The sequence below is a fragment of the Actinoplanes sp. 13 genome (assembly GCF_056134165.1).
Map to the genome: position 1 here is coordinate 1 of NZ_JBVYOQ010000049.1, position 25690 is coordinate 25690.

At 73.3% G+C, this 25690-nt stretch carries 23 protein-coding genes; 6 read left to right on the plus strand and 17 right to left on the minus strand.

The features are described 5' to 3' along the window. Positions 1–131: 131 nt before the first annotated feature. Positions 132–1286: an LLM class flavin-dependent oxidoreductase gene (locus AC0NH5_RS41780; RefSeq protein ID WP_474413776.1), complete on the minus strand. Its 1155-nt coding sequence runs from the start codon at positions 1284–1286 to the stop codon at positions 132–134. A gap of 48 nt (positions 1287–1334) precedes the next feature. Here AC0NH5_RS41780 and AC0NH5_RS41785 point away from each other — a divergent pair, with 48 nt between their 5' ends. Beyond that, a complete protein-coding gene (locus tag AC0NH5_RS41785) occupies positions 1335–2567 on the plus strand; it encodes a sulfite oxidase (protein WP_474413778.1) in 1233 nt (410 codons plus the stop codon). Here AC0NH5_RS41785 and AC0NH5_RS41790 read toward each other — a convergent pair. Beyond that, the gene (locus AC0NH5_RS41790) at positions 2522–3454 is read right to left on the minus strand and encodes an anti-sigma factor RsbA family regulatory protein (RefSeq protein WP_474413780.1); all 933 of its coding nucleotides are present in this window, start codon (positions 3452–3454) and stop codon (positions 2522–2524) included. The two genes, AC0NH5_RS41785 and AC0NH5_RS41790, sit on opposite strands and share 46 nt — an antisense overlap. Continuing rightward, positions 3451–4239 (minus strand): MEDS domain-containing protein, encoded by a 789-nt coding sequence (locus AC0NH5_RS41795; protein ID WP_474413782.1) that lies wholly within the window; start codon positions 4237–4239, stop codon positions 3451–3453. Before AC0NH5_RS41795 ends, AC0NH5_RS41790 begins: the two co-directional genes overlap by 4 nt. A 76-nt stretch (positions 4240–4315) precedes the next feature. On the opposite strand from AC0NH5_RS41795, the gene AC0NH5_RS41800 reads away from it, so the two are divergent. The 4 genes from AC0NH5_RS41800 to AC0NH5_RS41815 all read left to right on the plus strand — a co-directional run bounded on the left by AC0NH5_RS41800 (position 4316) and on the right by AC0NH5_RS41815 (position 8273). Next, entirely contained in the window at positions 4316–5359 is a 1044-nt protein-coding gene (locus tag AC0NH5_RS41800) for a LacI family DNA-binding transcriptional regulator (protein ID WP_474413784.1), read from the plus strand. 82 nt (positions 5360–5441) lie between these two features. Next, on the plus strand, positions 5442–7115 hold the full coding sequence (locus AC0NH5_RS41805) for a glycoside hydrolase family 13 protein (RefSeq protein WP_474413786.1): 1674 nt from the start codon (positions 5442–5444) through the stop codon (positions 7113–7115). An 88-nt stretch (positions 7116–7203) separates the two neighbouring features. Continuing rightward, positions 7204–7422, plus strand: a complete 219-nt coding sequence (locus AC0NH5_RS41810; RefSeq protein ID WP_474413788.1) for a hypothetical protein — start codon at positions 7204–7206, stop codon at positions 7420–7422. A gap of 47 nt (positions 7423–7469) precedes the next feature. Then, the gene (locus tag AC0NH5_RS41815) at positions 7470–8273 is read left to right on the plus strand and encodes an SAM-dependent methyltransferase (protein ID WP_474413790.1); all 804 of its coding nucleotides are present in this window, start codon (positions 7470–7472) and stop codon (positions 8271–8273) included. Between the two features lie 128 nt (positions 8274–8401). On the opposite strand, the gene AC0NH5_RS41820 is transcribed toward AC0NH5_RS41815, so the two are convergent. The 11 genes from AC0NH5_RS41820 to AC0NH5_RS41870 all read right to left on the minus strand — a co-directional run bounded on the left by AC0NH5_RS41820 (position 8402) and on the right by AC0NH5_RS41870 (position 19776). Next, positions 8402–8755 (minus strand): hypothetical protein, encoded by a 354-nt coding sequence (locus AC0NH5_RS41820; RefSeq protein ID WP_474413792.1) that lies wholly within the window; start codon positions 8753–8755, stop codon positions 8402–8404. 303 nt (positions 8756–9058) lie between these two features. Continuing rightward, complete coding sequence (locus AC0NH5_RS41825) at positions 9059–12319, minus strand: hypothetical protein (protein ID WP_474413794.1); 3261 nt, start codon at positions 12317–12319, stop codon at positions 9059–9061. Between the two features lie 210 nt (positions 12320–12529). Next, a complete protein-coding gene (locus AC0NH5_RS41830) occupies positions 12530–13309 on the minus strand; it encodes an ABC transporter ATP-binding protein (protein ID WP_474413796.1) in 780 nt (259 codons plus the stop codon). Then, complete coding sequence (locus tag AC0NH5_RS41835) at positions 13296–14321, minus strand: taurine ABC transporter substrate-binding protein (protein WP_474413798.1); 1026 nt, start codon at positions 14319–14321, stop codon at positions 13296–13298. The genes AC0NH5_RS41830 and AC0NH5_RS41835 overlap by 14 nt, the downstream gene beginning before the upstream one ends. 25 nt (positions 14322–14346) lie before the next feature. Next, entirely contained in the window at positions 14347–15213 is an 867-nt protein-coding gene (locus tag AC0NH5_RS41840; RefSeq protein ID WP_474413800.1) for an ABC transporter permease, read from the minus strand. Positions 15214–15271: 58 nt separating this feature from the next. Continuing rightward, on the minus strand, positions 15272–16219 hold the full coding sequence (locus tag AC0NH5_RS41845; RefSeq protein WP_474413802.1) for a LysR family transcriptional regulator: 948 nt from the start codon (positions 16217–16219) through the stop codon (positions 15272–15274). A gap of 131 nt (positions 16220–16350) precedes the next feature. Next, a complete protein-coding gene (locus AC0NH5_RS41850; protein WP_474413804.1) occupies positions 16351–17322 on the minus strand; it encodes an IS481 family transposase in 972 nt (323 codons plus the stop codon). A 105-nt stretch (positions 17323–17427) separates the two neighbouring features. Next, entirely contained in the window at positions 17428–17769 is a 342-nt protein-coding gene (locus AC0NH5_RS41855; RefSeq protein WP_474413806.1) for a hypothetical protein, read from the minus strand. Then, on the minus strand, positions 17769–18278 hold the full coding sequence (locus AC0NH5_RS41860; protein ID WP_474413808.1) for an LLM class flavin-dependent oxidoreductase: 510 nt from the start codon (positions 18276–18278) through the stop codon (positions 17769–17771). The genes AC0NH5_RS41855 and AC0NH5_RS41860 overlap by 1 nt, the downstream gene beginning before the upstream one ends. Further along, on the minus strand, positions 18253–19566 hold the full coding sequence (locus tag AC0NH5_RS41865) for an LLM class flavin-dependent oxidoreductase (protein ID WP_474413810.1): 1314 nt from the start codon (positions 19564–19566) through the stop codon (positions 18253–18255). Before AC0NH5_RS41865 ends, AC0NH5_RS41860 begins: the two co-directional genes overlap by 26 nt. A gap of 21 nt (positions 19567–19587) precedes the next feature. Further along, entirely contained in the window at positions 19588–19776 is a 189-nt protein-coding gene (locus AC0NH5_RS41870) for a hypothetical protein (RefSeq protein ID WP_474413812.1), read from the minus strand. Between the two features lie 99 nt (positions 19777–19875). Here AC0NH5_RS41870 and AC0NH5_RS41875 point away from each other — a divergent pair, with 99 nt between their 5' ends. Further along, complete coding sequence (locus AC0NH5_RS41875; protein ID WP_474413814.1) at positions 19876–21690, plus strand: sulfatase-like hydrolase/transferase; 1815 nt, start codon at positions 19876–19878, stop codon at positions 21688–21690. Positions 21691–21766: 76 nt separating this feature from the next. Here AC0NH5_RS41875 and AC0NH5_RS41880 read toward each other — a convergent pair whose 3' ends face one another. The 3 genes from AC0NH5_RS41880 to AC0NH5_RS41890 all read right to left on the minus strand — a co-directional run bounded on the left by AC0NH5_RS41880 (position 21767) and on the right by AC0NH5_RS41890 (position 25556). Further along, complete coding sequence (locus tag AC0NH5_RS41880) at positions 21767–23647, minus strand: propionyl-CoA synthetase (protein WP_474413816.1); 1881 nt, start codon at positions 23645–23647, stop codon at positions 21767–21769. A gap of 67 nt (positions 23648–23714) precedes the next feature. Further along, positions 23715–24869 (minus strand): hypothetical protein, encoded by a 1155-nt coding sequence (locus AC0NH5_RS41885; protein ID WP_474413819.1) that lies wholly within the window; start codon positions 24867–24869, stop codon positions 23715–23717. 81 nt (positions 24870–24950) lie between these two features. After that, a complete protein-coding gene (locus AC0NH5_RS41890; RefSeq protein ID WP_474413820.1) occupies positions 24951–25556 on the minus strand; it encodes a TetR/AcrR family transcriptional regulator in 606 nt (201 codons plus the stop codon). Between the last annotated feature and the right edge of the window lie 134 nt (positions 25557–25690).

Below are 25690 nucleotides of genomic sequence, written 5' to 3' on the forward strand. Positions count from 1 at the left end.
TCCCCTCCCAGGAGCAGCGCGGGAGCCCCCCCCCCCCCCCCCCCCAATACATGTGTTTTTTTTGTTTGCTTTCCTCCCCCCCCCCCCCCCCCCCCCCCCCCACAACCCGACCGAGCGCGGGATGGGGTGCGTCAGGAGGCGGCGGCCGGGGTCTGGAGGGGGACGCCGGCGAACGGGATCGCGGACGGTGCGGTGTCCTTCTCCCCCGCCGGGTGCTGCCACACGCCGCGCCGGCGCAACTCGGGCAGGACGCCCTCGCCGAACCAGTACGCCTCTTCCAGGTGCGGGTAGCCGGAGAGGATGAACTCGGAGATGCCCAGCGCCGCGTACTCCTGGAGCCGGTCGGCGACCTCGGTGTGGCTGCCCACCAGCGCGGTGCCCGCGCCTCCGCGGACCAGCCCGACCCCGGCCCACAGGTTGGGCGAGACGACCAGGCCGTCCCGGTCGCCGCCGTGCAGCTCCAGCATCCGGCGCTGCCCCTCCGACTCGCTTCGCCGCAGCCCGGCCTGCACCGCCGCGATGTCCGTCTCGGAGACGTTGCGCAGCAGACGGGCCGCCTCCGCCCAGGCCTCGTCCGCGGTGTCCCGGGTGATCACGTGCAGCCGGATGCCGAACCGCATGTCCGGCCGCAGGGTGCGGATCCAGGCCAGCTTCTCGGCCACCTGGGCGGGCGGCTCGCCCCAGGTCAGGTAGACGTCGGCGTGCGCGGCGGCGACCGGCCCGGCGGCCTGCGACGACCCGCCGAAGTAGATGGCCGGCCGGACCTCGGGGACCCGGGACAGCTTGGCGTCCTCGACCTGCAGGTGGGTGCCTTCGAAGGTCACCGTCGAGCCGCGGAGCAGGGCGTTCACGATGCCGAGGAACTCGCCGGTCCGCGCGTACCGGGAGTCCTTGTCGAGGAAGTCACCGAACTGGCGCTGCTCGTGCGACTCGCCGCCGGTGACCACGTTGAGCAGCAGGCGGTTGCCGGAGAGCCGCTGGAACGTGGACGCCATCTGGGCGGCGAGGGTGGGCGAGATCAGGCCGGGCCGGAACGCGACCAGGAACTTCAGCCGTTCGGTGGCCTCGGTCAGCATGGCCGTGGTCAGCCAGGCGTCCTCGCACCAGGCGCCGGTCGGGGTGAGCGCGCCGACGAAGCCGAGTTGTTCGGCGCTGCGCGCGATCTGGCCGAGGTATCCGATGGTCAGCGGGCGCACCCCGCCGGCCGAGCCGACCGGCGTGCCGTGCCCGCCGCCGACGATGTCCCGGCTGTCGCCGTTGGTGGGCAGGAACCAGTGGAAATCCATGGACCGCAGCATATCCACAAATCCTATGGAACCTATAGGATCATCGCCATGTATGAGGGCGTCTACGACGAGCGCCGGCTGCGGGACTTCCTCGCCGGGCGCACACGCGGCTTCTCCCGCCGTGACCTGCTGAGACTGACCGCCGCCGTGGGCGCCGCCGGCCTGGGCGCGACCGCGGCCGCGATACCTGGTGCCCCGGCGAGCGCCGCCGGCCCGATCGTCAAGCCGCTGCCGCCGGAGCTGTTCAAGGTGCACGGCACCAACGCGGAGACCCGCTGGTCGGCATTGCGGGACCAGGGCTACTACGTGCCGGTCGACCGGTTCTTCGTGCGCAACCACACCAGCACGCCGATCATCGACCCGGCCGCCTGGAGCCTCGAGGTCTCCGGCTCGGGACTGCGCGGCGAGGCGGCTCACTTCTCCCTGCGCGACCTGAAACGGCTGCCGAGCGAGACGCGTACGGTCGCGGTCGAATGCGCGGGCAACGCCCGCAGTTACTTCACCAGCCAGCAGGGCCAGACGGTCTCCGGCACCGCCTGGGGCCTCGGCGCCGTCGGCGTCGCGCGGTGGCGCGGCGTCCGGCTCTCCACCGTGCTGCGCCGCGCGGGCCTCAGCCGCCACGCCGTCGACGTGCAGCCCAGCGGCCTGGACGCCAACTTCGTCAGCGGCGGGGTCGACCTCGGCCCGGTGCGCCGCCCGTTCGGGATCCGCAAGGCGCTCGACGACGTGCTGCTCGCGTACGAGATGAACGGCGAGCCGCTGCCGCCGGACCACGGCGCCCCGCTGCGGGTGCTGGTGCCCGGCTGGATCGGCATCGCCTCGATCAAGTGGGTGGGCCGGATCGAGGTGTCCGCCGAGCCGCTGTTCTCCCCGTGGAACACCCAGTTCTACCGGCTGTTCGGGCCGGAGTTCCCGGCCGGCGGCCTGCCGTTCGACCGGCAGGTGGTCAAGAGCGCGTTCGAGCTGGACCCGGGCGCGACCTTCCCGTCCGGCGTCCGCACCCGGCTGACCGGCCGCTCCTGGTCGGCGAACGGGCCGATCCGCAAGGTCGAGGTGAGCACCGACGGCGGGGCGACCTGGCGCCGGGCCCGCCCGTACGGCGCGACCCCGGGCGGCGCCTGGCAGCGATGGGAGCTGGACTGGACCCCGGCCGCCGGCGCGCACGAGCTGCTGGCCCGGGCCACCGACGTCACCGGCGGCACCCAGCCGGACGTGGCCCGGTACAACACCCTCGGCTACCTCTTCGACGCCGTGGTGCGGGTCCCGGTCACCGCGGTCTGATCCACGGCGGTCAGCCGGACGGTGAAGCCGCCGGGGTCGCGGTCGAGCCGGACGTGGTCGCAGAACAGGTGGCTGAGCCAGAGGCCGTGACCGGCGTTCGGCAGCAGCCCGGCGAACGGGTCGGCCGGGCCGCCGCCCTCGTCGGACACGGTCACCACCACCCGGCCGTCGCCACGCCAGACCCGCAGCTCGACGGAACCCTTGCCGTGCTGGTGCGCGTTGGTCACCGCCTCGGTGACGCCCAGCAGCAGACCGTCCGGAACGGCCCCGCCGAGAGCCCCGCGCAGGGCCGCCCGGGCGCCGGTGGTGGACGGTCCGCTCAGCGCGAGCACCGGCGGGCCGTCCTGCAGCGGGTCGGCGGCCGGCGGGCGGGGCTCGCGCAGGAACAGCCGCGGCTCGACGAACGGGTTCGCGGTGTACCGGCCGTCGGGCCGGAAGCTGAACGGGTGGGTCCGCCGCACGTCGTCGAGCACGTCCGGCGGGGTGGCCCGGGTGTCGTACACGCACATGCTCCAGAGCGGGAAGTCGTCGTACGCCTGGTTGACCGCCGACTCGTAGCGCGCCCACCAGTCCCAGCCGGACCCGAACGCGGCCCGGGGCAGCTCGCCGATCAGGCGGATCCGCCGCGCCCCGCCGGCGACCAGCCCGGCGAGCAGGTCCCGGTAGTGGCGGATCGCCGCGGCGGGCCGGGAGTACACCGCCGCGTCGCCGAGGAACGTCACGTCGGCGCCGGGCGGCAACGCGGCCCGGATCAGGCCCGCGGTGCACTCGCTGAGCGTCACCAGGGCCGGCTCGCCGGCTGCCCGGCCGCCGAGCAGGAACGGCACCGCGACGGCGAGCAGGTGCCCGGCGGAGTCGTAGCAGAGGGCGTCGTGGCGGTGGCTCATGCCGGCACCACCCGCAGCCCGGTCAGGCCGAGCGCCCGGACCATCGGCGCCACCGTGCCCAGCCGGGTCTGGATCGCCACGGTGAGCGACCGCCGCTCGGCGTGCCGGTGCAGCGCGATCAGGCAGCGGTGCGTGATGAAGTCGAGCTCGGCGGCCTGGATCACGATCTCGCCGTCGAGCGGGCGCAGCTCGGCGCGCTCGAACAGGGACAGGAACAGGTCCTCCGAGCCTGCGTCCACCTCGCCGGTGAGCACCGTCTCGGCGGACGTCCGCCCGGCGTGCAGGTGGAACGGCACGTGCCCGGCGTTGGTCCGGGCATGCACCGCGGCCAGCTCCGCCACCGCCTGGTCGCCCAGCTCCGCCCGGTCGTAGACGCAGACCGCCCGCAGCGGCGCGGTCAGCATGTAGCGGCCGATCGCGTACTCGTACCGGACGAACGCGTCGAGCCGTTGCCGGGTGCTCACCATCGCGGTGGCGTCGCCGACCACCCGCAGTCCGCGGAACCCGGCGGCGACCGCGTCCTCGGTGGCGGCGACGTAGGAACTCATCTGCGCGACCGGGTCGAACGGCTGCCCGGGGCGGTAGACCTCGTCGGCGTCGAGCACCCGGACGGCGCCACCGGGCCAGGCCGGCGCCGCGTCCAGCAGCCACCCGACGACACCGTTGGAACGGGGGCCGGGGACGTACCAGACCCGCTCACCGGCGCACAGGCCGGCGTGCAGGAAGTCCCGTGCGTGCAGCACGAAGGCCTGGTGATCGTCGTACGACCAGCAGGTGTGCGTCATCAGGCCAGCGTCCCATCCCGTTGCCCCGTGGGGACACGTCGTCGCCCGTCCGGGGGACTAGCGATAGGGTGCCTGCATGCCGTCGAGACGGGTGACCGGGAAGCCCACATCGACGGACGTGGCGGCGGCCGCCGGGGTCTCCCGTTCGGCCGTGTCGTTCGCCTTCAACAACCCGCAGCGGATCTCGATCGCCACCCGGGAGCGGATCCTCGAGGTCGCCCAGCAGCTCGGTTACGTGCCCAGCACGCTCGGCCGGATGCTGCAGGCCGGCACCACCAACTCGATCGGGGTGCTGCTGCCGCAGCGGCTGGCCCGGATCCTGGAGAACCCCTACTACTCGCGGTTCCTGATGGGCGCCGGCCAGGTCTGCGACCAGGAGGGTTACACGCTGCTGCTGACCCCGCCGCTGCAGGAGTCGGTGCTCAAGGCGATCCCGTACGCGGCGGTCGACGGCTTCATCGTCTGCGGTCTCGAGGTGGACCGCGGTGAGGTCGCCGAGCTGGAGCGCCGCGGCATCCCGTTCGTGCTGATCGACAGCGACCGGCACGAGGGCGCACCCAGCGTCGAGGTGGACGACCGCGGCGGCGCCCGGGAGGTGACCCGCCACCTGCTCGACCTGGGTCACCGGCGGCTCGCCGTGCTGTCCATCGGCCCCGAGCCCGGCCATCCGCAGCGCGGCGGCTACGGCCCGCTTCCCCGCCGGCTGGCCGGGATCGGTGACGCCCTGGCCGAGGTGGGGCTGGGCATGGCCGACGTGATGCTGGCCGAGGCGCCGGTGACGAGGACCGACGGTTACCGGGTGGCGCGCGAGCTGATGGCCGCGGACCGGCCGCCGACGGCGATCCTGGCGTTGTCCGACGTGCTGGCGTACGGGGCTGTCGACGCCCTCCAGGAGCTGGGGGTGGACGTGCCGGGGCGGGTCTCGGTGACCGGTTTCGACGATCTGGCCGAGTCGGCGTGGTTCCGGCCGCGGCTGACCACCGTGCGGCAGCCGATCGTGACGAAGGGCCGGATGGCCGCCGACTTCCTGGTCTCGGTCATCCGCGGGGAGGACCAGCACCCGCATCAGACGCTCGGGACGACGCTGATAGTCCGGGATTCCACCGCAAAAAGGGCGTAACCACGGCTTTGCAAGAACTTGCTGAAAGAAAGCAACGCCAAGGTGTGTAACACGAGTTAGTTGCCTGCTACGTTCCTACGCCATGACAGATGCACTGATCGCACCGCCCTCCGTGGAGGCGCCGCCCGCATCCTGGTGGCGCGACGCGGTCATCTACCAGATCTACCCGCGCAGCTTCGCCGACTCGAACGGTGACGGCATCGGTGACCTGCCCGGCATCAGCAGCCGGCTGCCGTACCTGCGGGACCTGGGAGTGGACGCCGTCTGGCTCTCCCCCTTCTACGCCTCGCCGCAGGCCGACGCCGGCTACGACGTCGCCGACTACCGCACCGTCGACCCGATCTTCGGCACCGTCACCGACGCCGCCGAGCTGATCACCGGCGCCCACGCGCTCGGCCTGCGCGTGATCGTCGACCTGGTGCCCAACCACTCCTCCGACCAGCACGAGTGGTTCCGCAAGGCGATCGCCGGCGGGCCTGGCTCGCCGTTCCGCGAGCGCTACCACTTCCGCCCCGGCGCGGGCGACAACGGCGAGCTGCCGCCGAACGACTGGCCGTCGATCTTCGGTGGGCCGGCCTGGACCCGGGTCGAGGACGGCGAGTGGTACCTGCACCTGTTCGCCCCCGAGCAGCCGGACTTCAACTGGCGGCACCCGGCGGTCCGGGACGAGTTCAAGACCGTGCTGCGGTTCTGGCTGGACCTGGGCGTCGACGGCTTCCGGATCGACGTGGCGCACGGCCTGGTCAAGGAGGACGGCCTGCCGGACGTCGGCTCGCACGCCGAGTGGCACCTGCTCGGCGTCGGCGAGAGCCCGTGCTTCGACCGGGACGGCGTGCACGAGATCTACCGCGAGTGGCGCCGGATCCTCGACGAGTACCCCGGCGAGCGGATCGCGGTGGCCGAGGCCTGGGCGCCCACCCTGTCCCGGGTCGCGAACTACGTCCGCCCGGACGAGCTGCACCAGGCGTTCAACTTCAGCTACCTGGGCACCGCCTGGAACGTGCACGAGCAGCGCCAGATGATCGACGAGTCGCTGGCGGCGATGCGGGCCGTCGGCGCGCCCACCACCTGGACGCTGTCCAACCACGACGTGGTGCGGCACACCACCCGCCTGATGCAGACCGGCGACGGCGAGGTGGCCGGGCGCAAGGCGGTCGCCGTGGACGACGAGGCCGGGCTGCGCCGGGCCCGGGCCGCGTCCGCGCTGATGCTGGCGCTGCCCGGCTCCGCGTACCTCTACCAGGGCGAGGAGCTGGGCCTGCCCGAGGTCCTGGACCTGCCGCCGGAGGCCCGCCAGGACCCGGCCTTCCACCGGGCCACCGGGCAGGACGGCTACCGTGACGGATGCCGGGTGCCGATCCCGTGGAGCGGGAGCACCGCGCCGTACGGCTTCGGCCCCGACGGTGGCGGCAGCTGGCTGCCGCAGCCGGATTCGTGGGCCGCGCTGAGCGTCGCGGCGCAGGCCGGCGTGCCCGGCTCGACGCTGGAGCTGTACCGGGCCGCGTTGGCCGTCCGCCGGGCCCACCCGGCGCTGCGGCATGCCGACAACCTGCGATGGGTGCCCGCGGCGGCCGGGGTGCTGGCCTTCGAGCGCGCGGCCGAGGGCGCGCCGGTCTTCCGCTGCACGGTCAACATGGGCGCCGAGCCGGTGGCGGTCGGCCGCCCCGGTGAGCTGCTGTTGGCCAGCGGGCCGGTCGAGGGCACCCCGGACGAGGTGGTGCTCCCGCCGGACACCACCGTCTGGTGGTCCCTCTGAACGGATGACGTCCCGGCCACCCCTCGACGGTGGGGGTGGCCGGGCGACCCCGGCGTGCCGGGTGCGCGCGTCGCGTACATTAACCGCTGTGAATTTTGATATTCCGGTGGTGTTGCGCGGCTGGGACCGTGATCAGGTCGACCGCGTGCTGACCCAGGCCCAGGCGGCCCTGACCTCGGACAGCGAGGTGGCGCGGTCGGAGGCCCGCCGGGTCCTCGCCGGCACCGAGTTCGACACCGTGCTGCGCGGTTACGACCGCACCCGTGTGCTGGCCGTGGTTCAGGACCTGCGGCGCCAGTTGGGCTGACTGTCCGCTGTGGATCATGGCACCCGCGCGGCGTATGCTTCGCCGCCATGACCGACAGCGGCGCCGTGCGATTCGACACCAGCGTCCCGCACTCCGCGCGGGTGTGGAACTACTGGCTCGGCGGCGAGGACAACTACCAGGTGGACCGGCAGGTCGGCGACGACTTCGCCAAGCTCTACCCGGACATCGCGGTGGTCGCCCGCCAGTCGCGGGCGTTCCTCAAGCGCGCGGTCACCCACCTGACCGCCGACGCCGGCCTGCGGCAGTTCCTGGACATCGGCACCGGCATGCCGACCGCGGAGAACACCCACCAGGTCGCCCAGGCCGCCGCCCCCGACGCGCGGATCGTCTACGTCGACAACGACCCGCTCGTCCTGGTGCACGCGCGGGCCCTGCTGACCGGCACCGCCGAGGGCGCCACCGAATACATCGACGCCTCCCTGCACGAGCCCGAGAAGATCATCGAGGGCGCCCGGGCCACGCTCGACCTGAGCCGGCCGGTCGGCCTGATCCTGATGAACATCCTCGGTCACGTCCCCGACCTCGACGAGGCCGTCTCGATCGTCCGGCGCCTGCTCGCCGCGCTCCCCGCCGGCAGCTACCTGGTCACCGCCGACGGCACCAACGTGATCGACGGCCCGGCCTTCTCCGACGCCATCGCCGTGTGGAACGCGAACGCGCCGCTCGGCTACCACCTGCGCCACCCCGAGCAGCTCGCCCGCTTCCTCGACGGCCTCGAGATCCTCGAACCCGGCCTGGTCCCCTGCGCCCGGTGGCGCCCGTCCCCGGACGCCGCCCCCGACGAGCTGCGCCCGGTCGACGAATACGGAGCGGTGGCCCGCAAACCCTGATCATTCGGTACGACCGGCGGCCGGTCCCGCCGATCGGCTCGGGCCGGCGGGAGACCTCCGTCCCGGCCGTCCCCCGCCGCCGGCTCATGAGAGGGCGGATCTCCACCCTGCCCTCTCGTCGCCGTCTCTCAGCCCAACAGACCCGGCCAGCGCTCAACGGCATGTAACTCCAGCACGGCCGGCCGGGCTCCGACGACGTTGATGTGCACGCCGTCGCGCTCGGCCAGTACCTGCCACGCGACACCCCGCACGGGCTGCCGCGGATCGATGAAGAACCCCGCGCCGATGAGGAAGTTTCTGGTGGCGGCCTCATCGGTGAACTGCTCCGCCTCGCACGCCCAGCTCGCCCGCGAACCCGGGTATGCGTCGGCAACCGTGTCCACGCTGCCGCCGCAGAGCTTCCGCGCCATCGAGAACAGCTCTTGATCACCAGCGGCGGTCCGCTCAGCGACGAGTTCCGTGCGGATGTGCAGCGTCAGCACGAGTCCGACCGTGAGCGCTGCCGCTGCGGCAACGCGCGGAACCCACGGCGGCCGGCCGGTGTTACGAGAACTCATCTACTGTTCCTTCGCCGGCATGCGCTCGATCCTGGGCGTTTCGGCAGGCCGGCGCCATAGGCCTGGCTGCCGGGCCAGGCCGCCGACCAACCCGGCACGCCCGGCCGAGCGGGTCGATGGCCACCGTACGGCCGGCGCTGAACCCCAACCGCCCGTCGCACGCCGCCCCGCCGATCGACGGACGGATCAACCCCACCCGGTTCCGAACCGCCCTCGGACAGGTCCAGGTCAGGTCATGTGGACGGTGAAGGCCTCGTCGCGCACGTCGGCCACCGGATGCGCCCGCAACCGGAGCAGTTCGTCGCGCCACGGCTTCGCCCAGCCGAACTCGCCGCCCGGCCGGATCAGCGCCACCGCGAACAGCCCGCCCGCCAGGTCGCGGCGCCCGGCCAGCTCCGCGGCGCGGTCCGGCAGCGTCCCGAACTCCTCCGGCAGTTGCCGCGCCCGCACCGCGACCCGCTCGGCGGCCCGCACGGCGTGCAGCGGCCGCTCCGCACAGCGGTCGGCGACCTCGTCCAGGTTGTCCAGCCGGCCGAGACTGATCAGAGCGGTCAGCGCCGGCCCGAGATGCCCGGGCCGGTCGGCGAGCCACCGGACCGCGGCGACCGCGGCCGTGCGGTCGGTCCACACCGAGGCCGGCTCCGACCAGTGCGCCGCGCCCTCGGTCAGCACCGCGATGCGGCGCCGGGCCGGCCGGTCCGCGCCGGGACGGCCCGGCCGCGCGTCGTCCTCGTCCGCCGCGACGAGCCGGGCGAACGCCGGCCGCAGACCGTCCCCGCGCAGCGCGCGCAGCAGGGCGGCGGCCTCGAAGGGCGCCAGGCTGTCGTCGAGGTCGGTGAACCGGTCCACGACCAGGCCGGTGACGTCCCCGGTCCACCTCGCCCACCGCGGCAGCGCCTGCAGCGCGGCCCGCCGGACCTCCCGGTCGTCGGCGGAGCAGGCGGCGACGATCAACGCGGCGTACCGCTGCCGGTGGCGCTCCTGGATCGCCCGGGGATCGGCGGCCAGGACGGCCCGGCGTTCCTCGCGGCTGCCGGCGCCGGCCGCGCCGAGGATCGCCCAGGCCCCGCCGGCGTGCAGCCTCTGCCGTGCGGCGGAGACGATCGCGGACCGCACGTCACGGTGCGCGTCCGGCTGCCGGTACGCCTGCAGCAGGGTCGCCATCGCCGTCGGCGGGCCGTACCGGGCCAGCAGCCGGGCCGCCTCCTTGCGACTGGTCACCTTGGACGTGCCGGCGGTCAGCACCGGTTCGAGCAGGGCGGGCAGCCGGTCCGGCGGCATGAAGGCCGCGGCCCGCCCCGCCGCGTAGAGCGCGACCCGGGCCCGGTCGCCGCCGGCGTGCCCGAGCAGCAGCGGCAGCGCCTCGTCCGGCCGGTCGGTCCAGATCAGCGCACCGAGGGCGGCCTCCGCGATCGGCACCTCCGCCGCACCGGTCCAGCGCAGCACCACCTCTCGGCCGGCGTCCGGGACCGGGGCGGCGGCCCGGATCGCCGCCGCCCGCGCCCACACGCCCTGCCCGGTGTCGCGCACCACCGCCTCCTGCAACGCCACATAGAGCGCCTGCTGGCCGGGCGTCCAGCGGCCGGGGCAGACCGGCCGGCCCGGCACCCAGCGCAGCCGGCTCTGCACGAACCGGCCCTCCGGCGCCTCGAGCAGCACGTCGTCGAGCAGGTCGGTGCGGACCCGGCACAGGGTGTTCCAGACCACGAGGCGGGTCACCGCGCTGGGGTCGGCCGCCAGCACCTCGGCGGCCCGGTCGCCGCGTCCGCGCGGCGCCTCCAGCCAGTAGTCGATCGCCTGGCCGGCCACCCCGGGCAGGGTGTGCGGCCCGGCGGCCCGGCGCAGCAGCTCCTGGAGCCCGGGCAGCGCCCACGCCCGGCGGCCCAGCGCGTGGGTCAGCGCGAACAACGGCCCGTACCGGCCGCGCGCCATGCCGGCCTCCACCCAGCCACGGAGCCGTTCGAAAACCAGCACCTCCTGACCGCGGCGCAGCACCGCGTCGAACGGGCGCAACACCGGCACGGTCGACCCGGTGCTCACCTTGTCGATCGTGAGCAGCGCCCATTCGCGCAGCTCCGGCACGGCGACGTGATGCTGCAGGGTGTGCGCGGCGAGCCGGCTCAGGGCACTCGTGGTGGCACCCGACGTGTCCCGGGCGTCGGCCACGTCGGTGGTGAGCCGGGTCAGCCGGGGCGCCGCGGCGGCGGTCAGCAGCCGGGCCGCACCGGCGAAGGCGGTGAGGGCGGCGGCGCGCACCGGGTCCTGCTCGTTGCGCAGCCGGGCCAGCCGCTCCAGCACCCGGGCGACGGCTTCCGGGTCGCGGGAGCGGCGGGCGGCCTCGACGAGCAGCCGGTATCCGACTGCGCGCTCGTCGGCGTCCCCCGAGGCGAGGGCCGGCTCCACCGCGGCCGAGGCCGCCGGCCAGGCCAGGTACGCGCTCCAGGCGAGCACCCGGGCCTCCCGCTCACGGATCTTCGGCAGACCGAGCACCCGGGTGGCCTCCCGGATCCGGGTGGCCGCGGGCAGCACCTCCATCACGATCGCGGCCGGCACGTACTCCGTGGTGTCCCGGTCGGCGAATGCGGCGTCGTAGACCGCGCCGCGGCGGGCCGGCGGCAGGCTCCGGAGCAGCAGGGCCAGGTTGTGGTCGAAGTCCCGCAGCCGGCCGGCCAGTGGCGCGAGATGCTCGTCAGGAAGCACGGCGAGCCGCCGCACCAGCCCGGACGGCAGCAACGTGCGGCGCAGCCAGGTCACCCGGCCGGGCGCGGTGAGCAACACCGCGACGCGGGCCGGATCATGGCGGGCGAGAACGCCGTAGGCGCTGAGGTCCCCCGGCAGGCTGTCCTCGGGCCCGTACCGCTCGATCAGGCCGAGGGCGTCGGCGGGTGCGCAGCTCAGCACCGCGTCGGCGGTCTCCCGCCAGATCCGCGGCCGGTCGTCGGGCGCCGCGGCGGCCAGCCGCTCCGCGGTGCGCGCCAGCAGAAGAGCCGGGTGCCGGGTGGCGAGGGCGGTCAGGTTCACCGCGTGCTCCAGGTCCGGCAGCAGCGCGCGGACGGTCTGCGCACCGCATGCCGGCAGCACCGCCGCCGCCTCCTCGTCGCCGTACCGGTCCCGCACCTCGGCGACGAGCGCGTCCGCGACCGCCGGCCGGCCGGTCCGGCGCAGGGTGCGATAGATGCGGCGCCGCTCGGCGACGGCGAGCTCGCTCTGCCGCCCGCTCAGGGTCCCGGCGCGCAGCGCGGCCCGCAGCGCGATCATCCGGATCGCCGGTTCCGGGTCCCGGGTGGCCGCGTCGAGACCGGCGGTGTCGCCCGCGACCATGGCGGCCACCAGGGCGAGGCGCCGCTGGTAGGAACCGCCGTCACGCAGGTCGGCGCAGACGGCGGCCCGCTCGGGCGAGACGCGCGCCCAGGCGGCGAGCCGCTTCATCCGCGCCCGGTGCGGCAGCGGCTCCAGCCGGGCGAGCAGGTCCCGCGTCGTCTCGATCATGCCGAGCATTGTGCCCGCGCCCGCCCACCCCCGCCGCCGCAATACCACCGCGCCGACTCGAGCCGCGAAGCGGCAACCCAGCGTGGGGACTTGAGGCGCCCAACGCACCCGAACTCCCCACGCGAAGCGGCAACCCAGCGTGGGGAGTTGAAGCGCCCAACGCACCCGAACTCCCCACGCGAAGCGGCAACCCAGCGTGGGGATGGGTGGTCAGTGCACGGCGGGGAGGGCAGGTGTCTCCGCGCGGTCGCGGATGGCGTGACCGATCTCCGCGCGCAGGGCCGCGAACTCCGGCGAGCCGCGCAGCTCGTCAGCGGCGATGCCGGACCGGGGCAGGCCGATCCGCAGGTCCAGCGCGATCTGTCCCGGCCGCGGCGTGAGCACCACGACCCGGCTGCCCAGGAACACCGCCTCGTCGACGCTGTGCGTGACGAAGACGCTGGTCCGGCCGGTGGCGGCGCTGACCGTGCGCAGGTCCTCCTGGAGGCGTTCCCGGGTGAGCGCGTCGAGCGCCGCGAACGGCTCGTCGAGCAGCAGCAGCGGGTTGTCCACGGCGAGGGCGCGGGCGATCGCGACCCGTTGCTGCTGGCCGCCGGAGATCTGCCAGGTTCGGCGCCCGGCCACGTCGTGCAGGCCGACCCGGGTCAGCAGCTCGTCGATACGTTCCTTGCCGGCCGGCTCCCCGGCGTACTTCAGGGCGAGGGCGATGTTGCCGCCGACGGTCTTCCACGGGAACAGCCGGGGCTGCTGGAAGACCAGTCCGGCGCCACGGCCCGGCACCGGCGGGGTCCCGGCGGTGAGCACGCTGCCCGTGGTGGGCTTCTCGAAGCCGGCGATCAGCCGCAGCAGGGTGCTCTTCCCGCAGCCGGAGGCACCGACGAGGACCAGGAACTCGCCTTCGGGGACGGTCAGGTCGACCGGCCCGACCGCGGTGACGTCCCCGTAGGAATGCGTCACCCCGGTGAGCGCGACCGCGTCAGCCGAGGACACTCGGGAGCCCCTTCACGTAGATCGACTTCTTGACGTCGTCGAGCGCCGGCACCGCGTCGATCTTCTGCTGGCCCTTGAGGAACTCGGCGGCGCTGACCAGGTTGTCGGCGATCCGGCCGACGTTGCCCTCGGTGCCGAGCCACTCCGGCGACGAGATGTCCGCGGGCTTGAGGAAGACGCCCTGCTTGAGCTGGTTGAGCGCCTCGTCGGGGCTGAGGTTGAGCTCGGCGCCGACCGCGTTGGACGCGGCCGCCGGGTCGGTGGCGATGATGTCGAGGGCCTGGGCCTCCACCTTGCGCCAGGCGTCCACGGCCTCCGGGTGCGCCTCGGCGAACGCGGTGGAGACCACGCCGAGGTCCAGCGTCGGCTTGCCGCCGGCGGCCAGTTCCCGGCTGGTGATCAGCACCTTGCCGGTCTTCTTCAGCTCGTCGAGCGACGGCAGCCAGCTGTACGCGGCGTCCAGGTCGCCGCGGGTCCAGGCGGCCAGGATGTCCTGCGGCTCCAGGTCGACGATGGTCAGCTCGGACTCCTTGACGCCGGCCTTGTCGAGGGCGGCGAGCAGGCTGTAGTGGGCGGTGGAGGCGAACGGGGTGGCGACCTTCTTGCCGCGCAGCGAGGCCACGTCGGTGACGCCGCTGCCGTTGCGGGCCACCAGGGCCTCGTTGTCGCCGGCCACGTCCAGCACGAACGCCACCTGGTACGGGATGTTCAGCGGCGCGGACAGGCCCCGGGCCACCGGGCTGGAGCCGATCGCCGCGATGTCGACGCTCTTGGCGACGAAGGCGGTGTTGATGCTGGCGCCGGAGTCGAACTTGGTCCAGGTGATCTGGTAGTCGGGCAGTGCCTTCTCCAGCAGTCCCTGGTTCTTGACGATCAGGTCACCGCTGGGGAACGCCTGGTACGCGAGCCGGATGGTCTTCTTCTCCGGGTTCGGTCCGCCGCTGGCGGCGCCGTTCCCGCAGCCGGTGAGCAGCAGCGCGGAGACAGTGGCGAGGGCGAGGAGCTTCTTCACTATGGTTCCTTCTGGTGAGGCGAGGTCAGGCGCGGCCGCGCCACGGGATCAGCCGGTTCTCGGCGGTCCGCAGCAGGGCGTCGATGAGCAGGCCGGAGAGGCCGATGGCGAACAGGCCGAGGACGACCACGTCGGTCTGGGAGTAACGCTGGGCGTCACGGACCATGCCGCCGATGCCGGGCACCCCGTTGATCGTCTCGGCGGCGACAACCGACGAGTACGCGACGCCGACGGCCAGCCGGATCCCGGTGAAGATCTCCGGCAGCCCGCTGGGCAGCACCACGTCGCGGATCGTGTGCCAGCGGGTGGCGCCGAGGGCCCGGGCGGCTTCGACGAGCCCGGTGGGGGCGCCGTGCACGGCGGTGGCGGTGGCGACCGCGACCGGTGGCAGCGCGGCGATCGAGAGCAGCCACAGCTTCGGGGTCTCGTCGATGCCGAACCAGATGATGAACAGGCTGAAGTAGGCCAGCGGCGGCAGCGCCCGGATGAACGTGACGACCGGCTCGGTGACCACCCGCAGCCAGCCGATCGTGCCCATCAGCACGCCGAGCAGCAGGCCGCCGGCGACGCCGATCACCGAACCGATCACGATCCGGCGCAGGCTCACCCCGAGGTGCTCGATGAGCAGGTGCCCGCTGTATCCGCGTACCCCGTCGTGCACGGTCGAGGTGACGACCAGCTGGTGCCAGACCGCCGCGGGTGAGGGGATGAAGGTCGGGTTGCGCATGATCCGCGCGGTGACCTCCCAGAGGAGGTAGAGCGCGATGAGCGCGAGCAGCCGGAGCGCGAGGCGGCGGCGCAGGCCGCCGCCGGGCGCGAGGGTGCCGGCCGAGCCGGGCGGCCGGGAGGCGGCGCGCTCGGCCGGTGGCGCGGGGGCGACGGACGTGGTCAAGGCGGGCTCCTGGCAGAGGTCTGCGTTAATGCCCGCTATTCCTATCTCATCTATGGGGTTACTGCAATACGGTCCCACCTGACGGTTCGGCGGCGGGCTCACGATGACTCGGGTCGGTCCCGCGGCCGGCCACCTCCACCAGATGGTGGCGGCACGACTGGACGGCCGGGCTCAGCGGCCGGTCCCGCGAGTGCATCACCCCGATCGGCGGGTGCACCGGCGCCGGGTGCAGGCTGCGCACCGTGACGGCCGGCCCGTCCGGCTTCTGCGCCGCGCACCGGGACAGCAGGCCGACACCGAGACCGGCGGCCACCAGCTCGCGCACGCCCGCCGAGTCCGGCGCCTCGAACTCGACCCGGGGCGTGAAGCCGGCGGAACGGGCCGCGTCCTCCAGGATCCAGCGCAGCCCACTGCCCGGCGGCAGGCTGACGAACGGCTCGTCACGGGCCTCGCCGAGGGTGAGCCGCCCGGAGCGGGCCAGCGCGTGCCCGAGCGGCACGGCGAACAGCAGCTGTTCGTCGGTGAGCGGCAGCGCGTCGAAGCGGGCCGGCAGGTCGGTGTGGACCGGCCCCACGACCAGGTCGACCTCGCCGGCGTCGAGGGCGCCGAGCAAGCTGGTGATCAACCCGGAGCGCAGGCGCAGCGCGATGCCGGGAAACCGGTCACGGAACCGGGCCAGGGCCTGCGGCAGGTCGTACGGCCCGAGCGCCGCCGTGGCGCCCAGCGTGACCCGTCCGCTGACCACCGCGGTGATCTCGCTGAGTTCGGTGCGGGCGCCGTCCAGCTCGGCCAGCACCCGCCGCGCCCGGGCCACGAACAACTCGCCGGCCGGGGTCAGCGCGACCCGCCGGGTCGTGCGGGCGAACAGCGCCAGCCCCAGCTCCGCCTCCAGCGCGCGGATCTGCGCGGACACCGCCGACTGTGCCACGTGCAGGCGTTCCGCGGCCCGGGTGAACCCGCCGTAGCGCGCGACCGCCTCGACGTAGCTGAGCTGCCGTAGTTCCACGCCCCGATGGTGGGCCAGCCGCGCGGCGAAGATCGCCCTAACGCGAGATATCCACCATGTCGTGCAGATCCGCGATCGGGACTGCCCGGTCCGCCGGGCGCCACGATGCGGTACGAGCGGTCCGCCACCGCCTAGATGTAGTGACCAGGACCGTTGTTGACCCGGCTGATGGGTGGCTGGCCTCCGAGCGCGGTGTGGGCTCGATGGTGGTTGTAGGTGTGGAGCCAGTCGGGTAGGGCGTCGGCGCGGTCCTGGCCGCTGGTGAAGGGCCGGGAGTAGATCCATTCGTCGCACATGGTGCGGTTGAAGCGTTCGGCTTTGCCGTTGGTTTGTGGGCGGTAGCGGCGGGTGAAGCGTGCTTGGGCGCCGAGGTCGGCTAAGGCCTGTTGCCAGGCGTGGCCGCGGCGGTAGGCCAGTGCGTTGTCGGTCATGACGCGTTCGATGCGGTCGATTCCGATGTCTGCGAAGTGTGCGGCGGCGCGGCGCAGGAAGCCGGCGCAGGTGCCGGTTTTCTCGTCGGGGTGGATTTCGGCGTAGGCCAGGCGGGTGTGGTCGTCGATAGCGGCGTGCACGTATTCGTAGCCCACTCGGGTGCCGGCGCGGGCTTGGCGGCGTTCGAGGCTGTCGCGGCCGTGGACCCGCCAGCCGCCGCCGTCGCGGAGCCGGCCGATCTTCTTGACGTCGACGTGGAGCAGTTCGCCGGGCCGGTCGCGTTCGTAGCGGCGGATCGGTTGGCCGGTGGGCCGGTCGAGCCAGGCCAGGCGCTGCAGGCCGTGCCGGGTCAGGACCGCGTGAACGGTGGAGGCCGGCATGTCCAGCAGCGGGGCGAGCCGGCGTGGGCCGCGTTTGAGTGCGCTACGCAGGGCGCACACGCGGGCTTCCTGATCGGGGCTGGTCTTGCCGGGCAGCCGGTGGGCGGTACCGGGCCGGTCCAGTAGTCCGGCGTCACCTTCGGCGCGCCAGCGGGCCAGCCATTTGTATCCCGTCTGCCGCGAACAGCCGAGTTCCTTGACCACGTGCGCCACAGGACGCCGGTCATTGACGATACGCGTGATGAGCAGCCGCCGGCCGTGCACGGTCAATCGGGCGTTACGGTGGGCCATGAGACCTCCGGTTCCGGTGAAAGCGTCGCAACTTCCACCACGCCGGAGGTCTCTTCACATCTCAAGCAGCCACGCCGCCGTCAACAACGCTCATGGTCACTACACCTAGACGCCCCACTCCCGGGCGAGCAGCTCGTAGGAGCGCACCCGGTCGGCATGGTCGTGCGCGATCGTGGTGATCAGCAACTCGTCGGCGCCGGTGACCTGTTGCAGCGTGCGCAGGCCGTCCGCCACCGTCCCCGGCGAGCCGACGAACCGGGTGGCGACCCGGTCCGCGACGAGCTCCCGGTCGGTGCCGGTCCAGTCGTACGCCGTTGCCTGCTCGATGCTGGGGAACGGCACCGCGCCGAGCCCGGTCCGGATGCTGCGCACCCACAGGGCATACGGTGCCGCCCGGCGCCGGGCGGCGTCGTCGTCCGCCGCGACCAGCACGTCGGCCGAGACCATCAGGTGCGGCCGGGCGAGCGTGCCCGACGGTCGGAACGACTCCCGGTGGGCGTGCACGGCTTCGAGGACCTTCGCCGGCGCGACGTGGTAGTTGGCGACGGGATGAGCAGGCCGTCGACGACGCGTTCGGGATCCGGTTCGGTCGGCTCGTGGTGAAGAATCTCTTTCTCGGCCTGCCCGGACCGGCCCAGCCCGAGGTCGAGCCGGCCGGGGTACAACGCGTCGAGCAGCCCGAACTGCTCGACTATGGACAGTGCGGTCTGGTGGCCGGTCTGCACGGCGCCGGAACCGAGCCGGATGCGATCGGTCACCGTGGCGATCTGCCCGAGCAGCAGCGCGGGCTGGGCGCCGGCCACCCCCGGCGTGCAATGGTGCTCGGCGACCCAGTAGCGGCGATAGCCGAACTCCTCGGCCCGGCGGGCCAGGTCGAGGGTGCGGCGCAGGGCGTCGCCGACGTCGCCGCCGGCCACCAGCGGGGCGAGATCAAGAACGTTCAGGGGTACGGGCACGATGGTCCTCCGGTACGGGCGGCAGGCCGAGATGGCCGCGCAGGGTGGTGGTCTCGTACTCGGTGCGCAGCACGCCGCGTTCCTGGAGCAACGGGACCACCCGGTCCACGAAGTCGTCGAGCCCGGTGGGCGTGAGGTGCGGCACCAGGATGAAGCCGTCGCAGGCGCCGGTCCGCACGTACTCGTCCATCTGTTCGGCCACCCGGGCCGGGGTGCCGATGAAGCTCTGCCGCCCGGTGACCTCGATGATCAGTTCGCGGATGCTGAGGTTCTTCGCCTCGGCCCGGGCCCGCCACTCGGCCGCGGTGGCGAGGCGGTCGGGGTACATGCCGGCCCGGCCCTGGACGATCGCGGCGTCCTCGTCGAGCAGCGGATCGACGGCCGGGAGCGGGCCCTCGGGGTCGAGGTCCGACAGGTCCCGGTTCCACACCTGCTCCAGCAGCAGGACCGCGGTCTGCGGGCTGACCTGCTGCTGCCCGCGGATGTGGTGCGCCTTCTCCTGGGCGTCCGCGCCGCTGTCGCCGAGGACGTACGAGACACCCGGGATGATCTTCAGGCTGTCCGGTTCGCGGCCGTACCTCACCGGCCGCCCCTTGACGTCGCGGTAGAACTCCCGCGCGGCGCCGAGCTGGTGATGCCGGGAGAAGATCGCGTCGGCGTGCCGCGCGGCCAGCTCCCGGCCGCCGGTGGAGTCGCCGGCCTGCAGCACCACCGGATGGCCCTGCGGGCTGCGCGGCACGCCGAACCGGCCGTGGATGTCGAACTGCTGCCCGCGATAGGCGAACTCACCGCCGCCGGAGTCCCACAGCCGGCGCGCCGCCTCGATGAACTCGCCGGCCCGGACGTATCGGTCCGCATGGTCCAGGAAGCCGCCGCGCCGGAAGTTGGCCCCGAAGAACGGGCCGGGCGAGGTCACCACGTTCGACGCCGCCCGGCCGCCGGAGAGGTGGTCGAGGGTGGCCAGCTGCCGGGCCAGTTCGTACGGCTCGTGGGAGGTGGCGTTGAGCGTGCCGGCCAGGCCGAGCCGTTCGGTGACCGCGGCGAGCGCGGCGAGCACGGTCAGCGTGTCCGGCCGGCCGGCCACGTCCAGATCGTGGATGAGCCCGCGCTGCTCGCGCAGGCGCAGGCCCTCGGCCAGGAAGAAGAAGTCCAACCGGCCGCGTTCGGCGGTGCGGGCGAGGTGCTCGAACGAGGCGAAGTCGATCTGGCTGCCGGCCCGCGGGTCGCTCCAGACCGTCGTGTTGTTCACGCCCGGGAAGTGGGCGGCCAGGATGATCCGCCTAGGCAAGGCCGGCCTCCGCATAGCGGTTCACGGCCGGCGCCAGGCCGAGGCGCTCGCGCAGCGTGGTCGCCGCCGAGGGCTGGAAGAGCCCTCGGCGGCGCAGGATCGGCACCAGGTCGCGAGGAGCGCCTCGTCGGCCGCGCGGGCCAGGTCCACCCACGGGCCGGCGGTGAAGTGCCGCCCGTCGAGGGCGACCGCCAGACGCAGTCGGGTCATCCATAATCGCTATAGCTTAAATAGGGAATTGGCAAGCGGCGTGACACGCGGCTCAGATCTTGGATGAACCATCCCGGCGGCGGATGCGTTCCCCTTGACGTGCAGCCGACAGACCTCGCCGATCCGCAGACGCCGGACGATCCCGAACAGCCCGAGACGGAAGCGGACCGATCGGAGCCCGAAAAGGCGGCCGACACGGACCGGGCGGACTCCGAACCGGCAACGGAGGCGGACCGAGCGGTCCCGGACGAGCCGCCGACGGCAAAGCCGCCGGGCCGCCTGCGCCGGCTGCTCGGCAACCCCAGAGTCTCGATCGGCCTCACCGTGCTGGCCTGCGTGGTGGTCTTCGTCGCGCTGCTCTTCCCGAACGTGCTGCGGCGCCTCACCATCGGCAGCTTCGTCCGGATCCCGATCGAGGCGGCCGCCGGGCTCGCGCTGCTGGCCGTGCTCCCCCGCCGCCCGCGCGTCGTGCTGGCCTCGATCGGCGGGGTCGTGCTCGGCTGGCTGGTCCTGGAGAAGTCCCTGGACATGGGCTGGTTCGCGAACCTGGCCCGGCCGTTCGACCCGGTGCTCGACTGGTCGCTGCTCGGCGACACCTACGGCTTCATCCGCGAGACGTACGGGCACGGCGCCGGGTACGCGGCGGTGGCCGCGGTGGTGCTGCTCGCGATCGCGGTGCCCACGCTCACCACCTGGGCCGTGCTGCGGGTCGCGGCCCTCGCCGGCCGGCACCGCAGGACCGCCGGGATCACCGCGGGCGGCATCGCGGCGGCCTGGGTGGCCGCCCTGCTGCTGGGCGTGCAGGTCGTCCCGAGTGTCCCGCTGGCCGCCCGCACCACGGTCACGTACGCCATCGACCGCGCCGGCCAGGCCCGGGACGGCATCGCGAACGAGGCCGCCTTCAACCGGGAGGCGAGTGCCGACCCGTACAAGAACACGCCCCCCGCCCAGCTGCTGTCCGCGCTGCGCGGCAAGGACGTGATCTTCACCTTCGTGGAGAGTTACGGCCGCAACGCGATCGAGGCGCCGGAACTGGCGCCGGGCGTCGGCGACGTCCTCGCCGACGGCCAGGCCAAGCTGCAGCAGGCCGGGTACGCCGGCCGCAGCGGCTGGCTCACCTCGCCCACGTTCGGCGGCAACAGCTGGCTGGCCCACTCGACGTTCCTCTCCGGACTGTGGATCAACAACCAGGGCCGGTACCGCCGCCTCACCGCCAGCGACCGGCTCACCCTGCCCAAGACGTTCCAGCAGAACGGCTGGGACACCGTCAGCGTGATGCCGGGCGCCACCCGGGCCTGGCCGGAGGGCACCTTCTACGGCTTCAACCGGGTCTGGGACAGCCGCAACCTCGGATATCAGGGCCCCAAGTTCGGCTGGGCGTCGATGCCCGACCAGTACACGCTCCAGCAGTTCACCGAGAACGAGTACCAGAAGGCGGGCCGTCCGCCGCTGATGGCGGAGATCCCGCTGGTCTCCAGCCACACCCCGTGGACCCGGATCCCCGAGTTCCTGGACTGGGACCAGGTCGGCGACGGGTCGGTCTACGAGAAGGCCATCGCGTACAAGAGCTCGAGGTCGAAGACCTGGTCGTCGGCCCGGACGGTCAAGAAGGCGTACGGCCGGTCCATCGAGTACACGCTGACCACGCTGATCGACTGGGTGCGCGAGTACGGCGACGACAAGCTGGTGCTGGTCTTCCTCGGCGACCACCAGCCGTCCACGGCAGTGGCGGGCGACAACGCCAGCCGCGACGTGCCGATCACCATCGTCACCAAGGACGCGGCCGTGCTCGACAAGGTGAACGCCTGGAACTGGACCGAGGGCCTCAAACCGGCAACCGACGCCCCGGTCTGGCCGATGAACACCTTCCGGGACCGCTTCTACTCGACCTTCGGCACCGGCACCCCGCACTGACGCCGGCGCCCCACGGCCGGCTCCCGATGTCGTCCCGCGGCCCGGCGGGCAGCACCGGGAGCCGGCCGTACTTCTCTCAGCGGGGTCCGCGGAGCAGCGGGCGCAGGCTCTCCAGCACGTCCGGGTTCTCGATCGTGGAGGGCGCCGGCTCGTCCCGGCCGTCGGCGATCCCCCGCATGGTGCCGCGCAGGATCTTGCCGGAGCGCGTCTTCGGCAGGGCCGGCACCACGTCCACCCGGCGCAGCGCCGCCACCGGCCCGATCCGGTCCCGGACGTCGGCGACCAGCTCGGCCTCCAGCGCGACCGGATCGACCTCCAGGTCGCCGCGCACCACCACGAAGCCGCGCGGGACCTGACCCTTCAGCAGGTCGCCGACGCCGATCACGGCACACTCGGCGACCGCCGGATGCGCGGCCAGCACCTCCTCCATCGCGCCCGTGGACAGCCGGTGACCGGCCACATTGATCACGTCGTCGGTGCGGCCGAGCACGTACAGATAGCCGTCCTCGTCGATCCGCCCGCCGTCACCGGTCAGATAGTTGCCGGGGAACGCGGTCAGGTAGGAGCGCACGTACCGCTGGTCGTCCTGCCAGAGGGTCGGCAGGCAGCCCGGTGGCAGCGGCAGGCCCAGCACGATCGCGCCTTCCCGGCCCGGCGGCACGGCGGCGCCGGTGTCGTCGACCACCCGCACCCGGTACCCGGGCATCGGCACCGAGGGTGAACCCGGCTTCGTCGGCAGCTCCTCCAGGCCCCGTGGGCTCGCGGCGACCGGCCAGCCCGTCTCGGTCTGCCACCAGTTGTCGATCACCGGCACGCCGAGCAACTCGCCCGCCCACTCGTACGTCCGCGGGTCGAGCCGCTCCCCCGCCAGAAACAGCGTGCGCAGGCTGCTCAGGTCGCGGCCGGCGAGCAGCTTGCCGTCCGGGTCCTCCTTGCGGACCGCCCGGATCGCCGTCGGGGCGGTGAACATCGCGGTCACCCGGTGCTGCTCCACGACCCGCCAGAACGCCCCGGCGTCCGGGGTGCCGACCGGCTTGCCCTCGTACAGGATCGAGGTCGCGCCGGTGAGCAGCGGCGCATAGACGATGTACGAGTGCCCGACCACCCAGCCCACGTCGGAGGCCGCCCAGAAGACCTCGCCAGGCCGTACCCCGAAGATGTTCTCCATCGACCAGCGCAGCGCGACCGCATGGCCGCCGTTGTCGCGGACGACACCTTTGGGCCGTCCCGTCGTCCCGGACGTGTACAGGATGTAGAGCGGATCGGTGGCCGCCACCGGCACACACTCGGCCGGCGTCGCCCCCGCGACCGCGTCCGCCCACGTCAGATCCCCGTCGCGTAGCGTGGCGGGCGCCTGCGGCCGCTGCTGGATGATCCGGTGAGCCGGCCGGTGCGCCGCCTCGGCGAGCGCCGCGTCCAGCATCGGCTGGTACGGCACGATCCGCCCCGCCTCGATCCCGCACGAGCTGGCGACGATCACGCCGGGCCGCGCGTCGTCGATGCGGGCCGCCAGCTCGCGAGCGCCGAACCCGCCGAAGACCACGGAATGCACCGCCCCGATCCGCGCGCAGGCCAGCATCACGACGACGGCCTCGGGCACCATCGCCATGTAGATCACCACCCGGTCGCCGCGCCGCACACCGAGCCGGCGCAGCGCCCCGGCGAACAGCGCGACCTCGTCACGCAGCTCGCGATAGGTGCGGACCCGCACCGAGCCGGTGACCGGACTGTCGTGGATCAGGGCGGGCTGGTCGCCGCGGCCCGCCTCGACGTGCCGGTCCAGGGCGTTGTGGCAGGTGTTCAGCTCGGCGTCGGGAAACCACCGGAAGATCGGCGCCTCGGAGTCGTCGAGGATCCGCTCGGGCGCACGGCGCCAGTCGATGGCAGCGGCCGCCGCACGCCAGAAACCCTCCGGGTCGCTGATGCTGCGCTCATAGATCTCACGGTAGGCACCCATGATCTGACGCTGCGCCGCTCCCGTGCCTTTGTCCAGTCACCCACACCCGCTGAGTCATCCTAGGAGGCTAGGCGACAGGCTCACCCGGCGCGGCAGGCGCCGCCACCGGCTTTCCCCCGCGCACATCGTTGAGCACCACGTTCGCCTGCCGGTCCACCAGCCGGGTGAACAGCTGCTGCGCGTAGCCGAACGCCAGCGCCCAGGCCAGGATCTGCGCCGAGGTGTCGAGCGCGCTCAGCCCCGGGACGAACTGGCCGCGCATCAGCAGCAGCCCGAGCACCGCGGTGATCGCCCCGGTGGGCAGCTTGAGCACGGCGAGCGCGACCGGCAAGCCGTGCGGTTCGGAGGAGCCGCGCATCTTCCGGATTGCCGCGGCTGCGGCGACGGCAGCGGCGGCCAGCCCGACCAGCTCCACGATCAGCACGTCCTGCGGGGACGCGGTGGCCCGGACAGCGTCGTCGATGTCGGCGGACGCGGGGCCGGGCGGCTGCCCGGCGATCACGGTGTCCGACTGCGCGGTGGGGCAGACGACGACCGTCTGGCCGGCTTCCTCGGGCTGGAAGCAGAGCGGCAGCGCCGAGGGCCGGAGCAGGCCGACCGTCATCAGGGCGAACGCGAGCACGGCCATCATCACCGCTGTCACGGCGAGGACGTTGCGGAAACTGCGGACGCGCAGCTGTTCGCGCAGTGCGGCGGACGCGGCGCCGCGGACGGCGCTGACGATGCGGCGCCGCTCCAGCTCCATGATCTCCAGGCGCTGGGCGGGCTCGCCGGTCGCGGAGCGCCGGAAGATGCGCTCGATCTCGGTGCGCCGCGGATCATCCGCCGGCAGGTGCCGCCGGGCCTGGTTGAGCAGGCACGGCATCTGGCCGAGCAGGTAGTCGGCCGGTGCGATCTGCAGCAGGTGCGCCTCGACGGCGTCGAGGTTGCTGATGGCCCGTTCGACGGCGGGCCCGCTGCGCCGCAACCGGCCGAGGCCGCGGTGCTGCCGGGCGGCCTCGCGGGCAGCCGACAGGTGGGCGCCGACGGCGTGACTCAGGTGCGGGGACGCCTCCGGGCCGAGCGGGAACAGCCAGGCGAAAAGGGACTCCAGTTCGGCCGCCCGGGTCAGGGTGCCCTCCCGCCACGCGGACGGGACGGGGCCGCCGACGGCGTCGACGGCGGGCATGGCGGCGCGCGCCCCGGCGGGCGCGGGTGCGGGGTGCTGCGTGGCGACGGCCATGGTTCTCTCCTGCCGGACGGGGGTCGTACCAGCAGGAGGCGGTCCGGTTCCGACCAGATACGGTCCGGACCGAACTGTCCGTCATCCGGCTTGCGGGAACACTCGTTCCACGATGGTGAGCAGCGTCGTCGTCAGCAGCAGGTGCACCTGGTCGCGGGTCAGCACGCCCCGCTGCAGCCACTCCCGCCCCGTGTGGATCGCCAGCCCCACGTAGGCCCGGGCCATCCCCCGCAGCGCCTCCGACGGGTGCGCCAGCCCGAACGCCTCCAGCACCCCGTCCGCGGCCACGTCGACCGCCTCGGCGATCACCGCGTCCACGTCCGGGTCGCCGGCCATCCCGCCCGCTGACGTCGCCGCCAGCCACGACGTGCTGTGCCGGGAGACGACGTCGAGGAACCAGTCGACGATCGCCGCGGCCCGTTCCGGCGGGCCGCCCGAGGGCAGGCGCTGGACCGCCACCGTGGGCACTGTCAGCATCACTCGGACGACCTCGAGGTAAAGGTCCTTCTTCGTCCCGAAGTAGTGGTTCACGAGCCCGCGCGCCACCCCGGCTATACGCGCCACATCGGTGGTGGACACCTCGGCGTACGGTTTCTCACCGAACAACCGGATCGCGACCGAGAGGATCTGCTCGCGCCGTGCGTCCGGCTCCAGCCGGCGCCGCCGGGCCGCCTCGACATGCACCACCCCGTGACCTTACGTCACGTCGATTCATCACCTGCCGCGATCGGGCCGGTGTCGATGCGTCGATCGGATTTCCCGATGAATACCGCCAATTCATACCGCACTTATTGACACATCGCCAATAGTGTTCGAGGGTG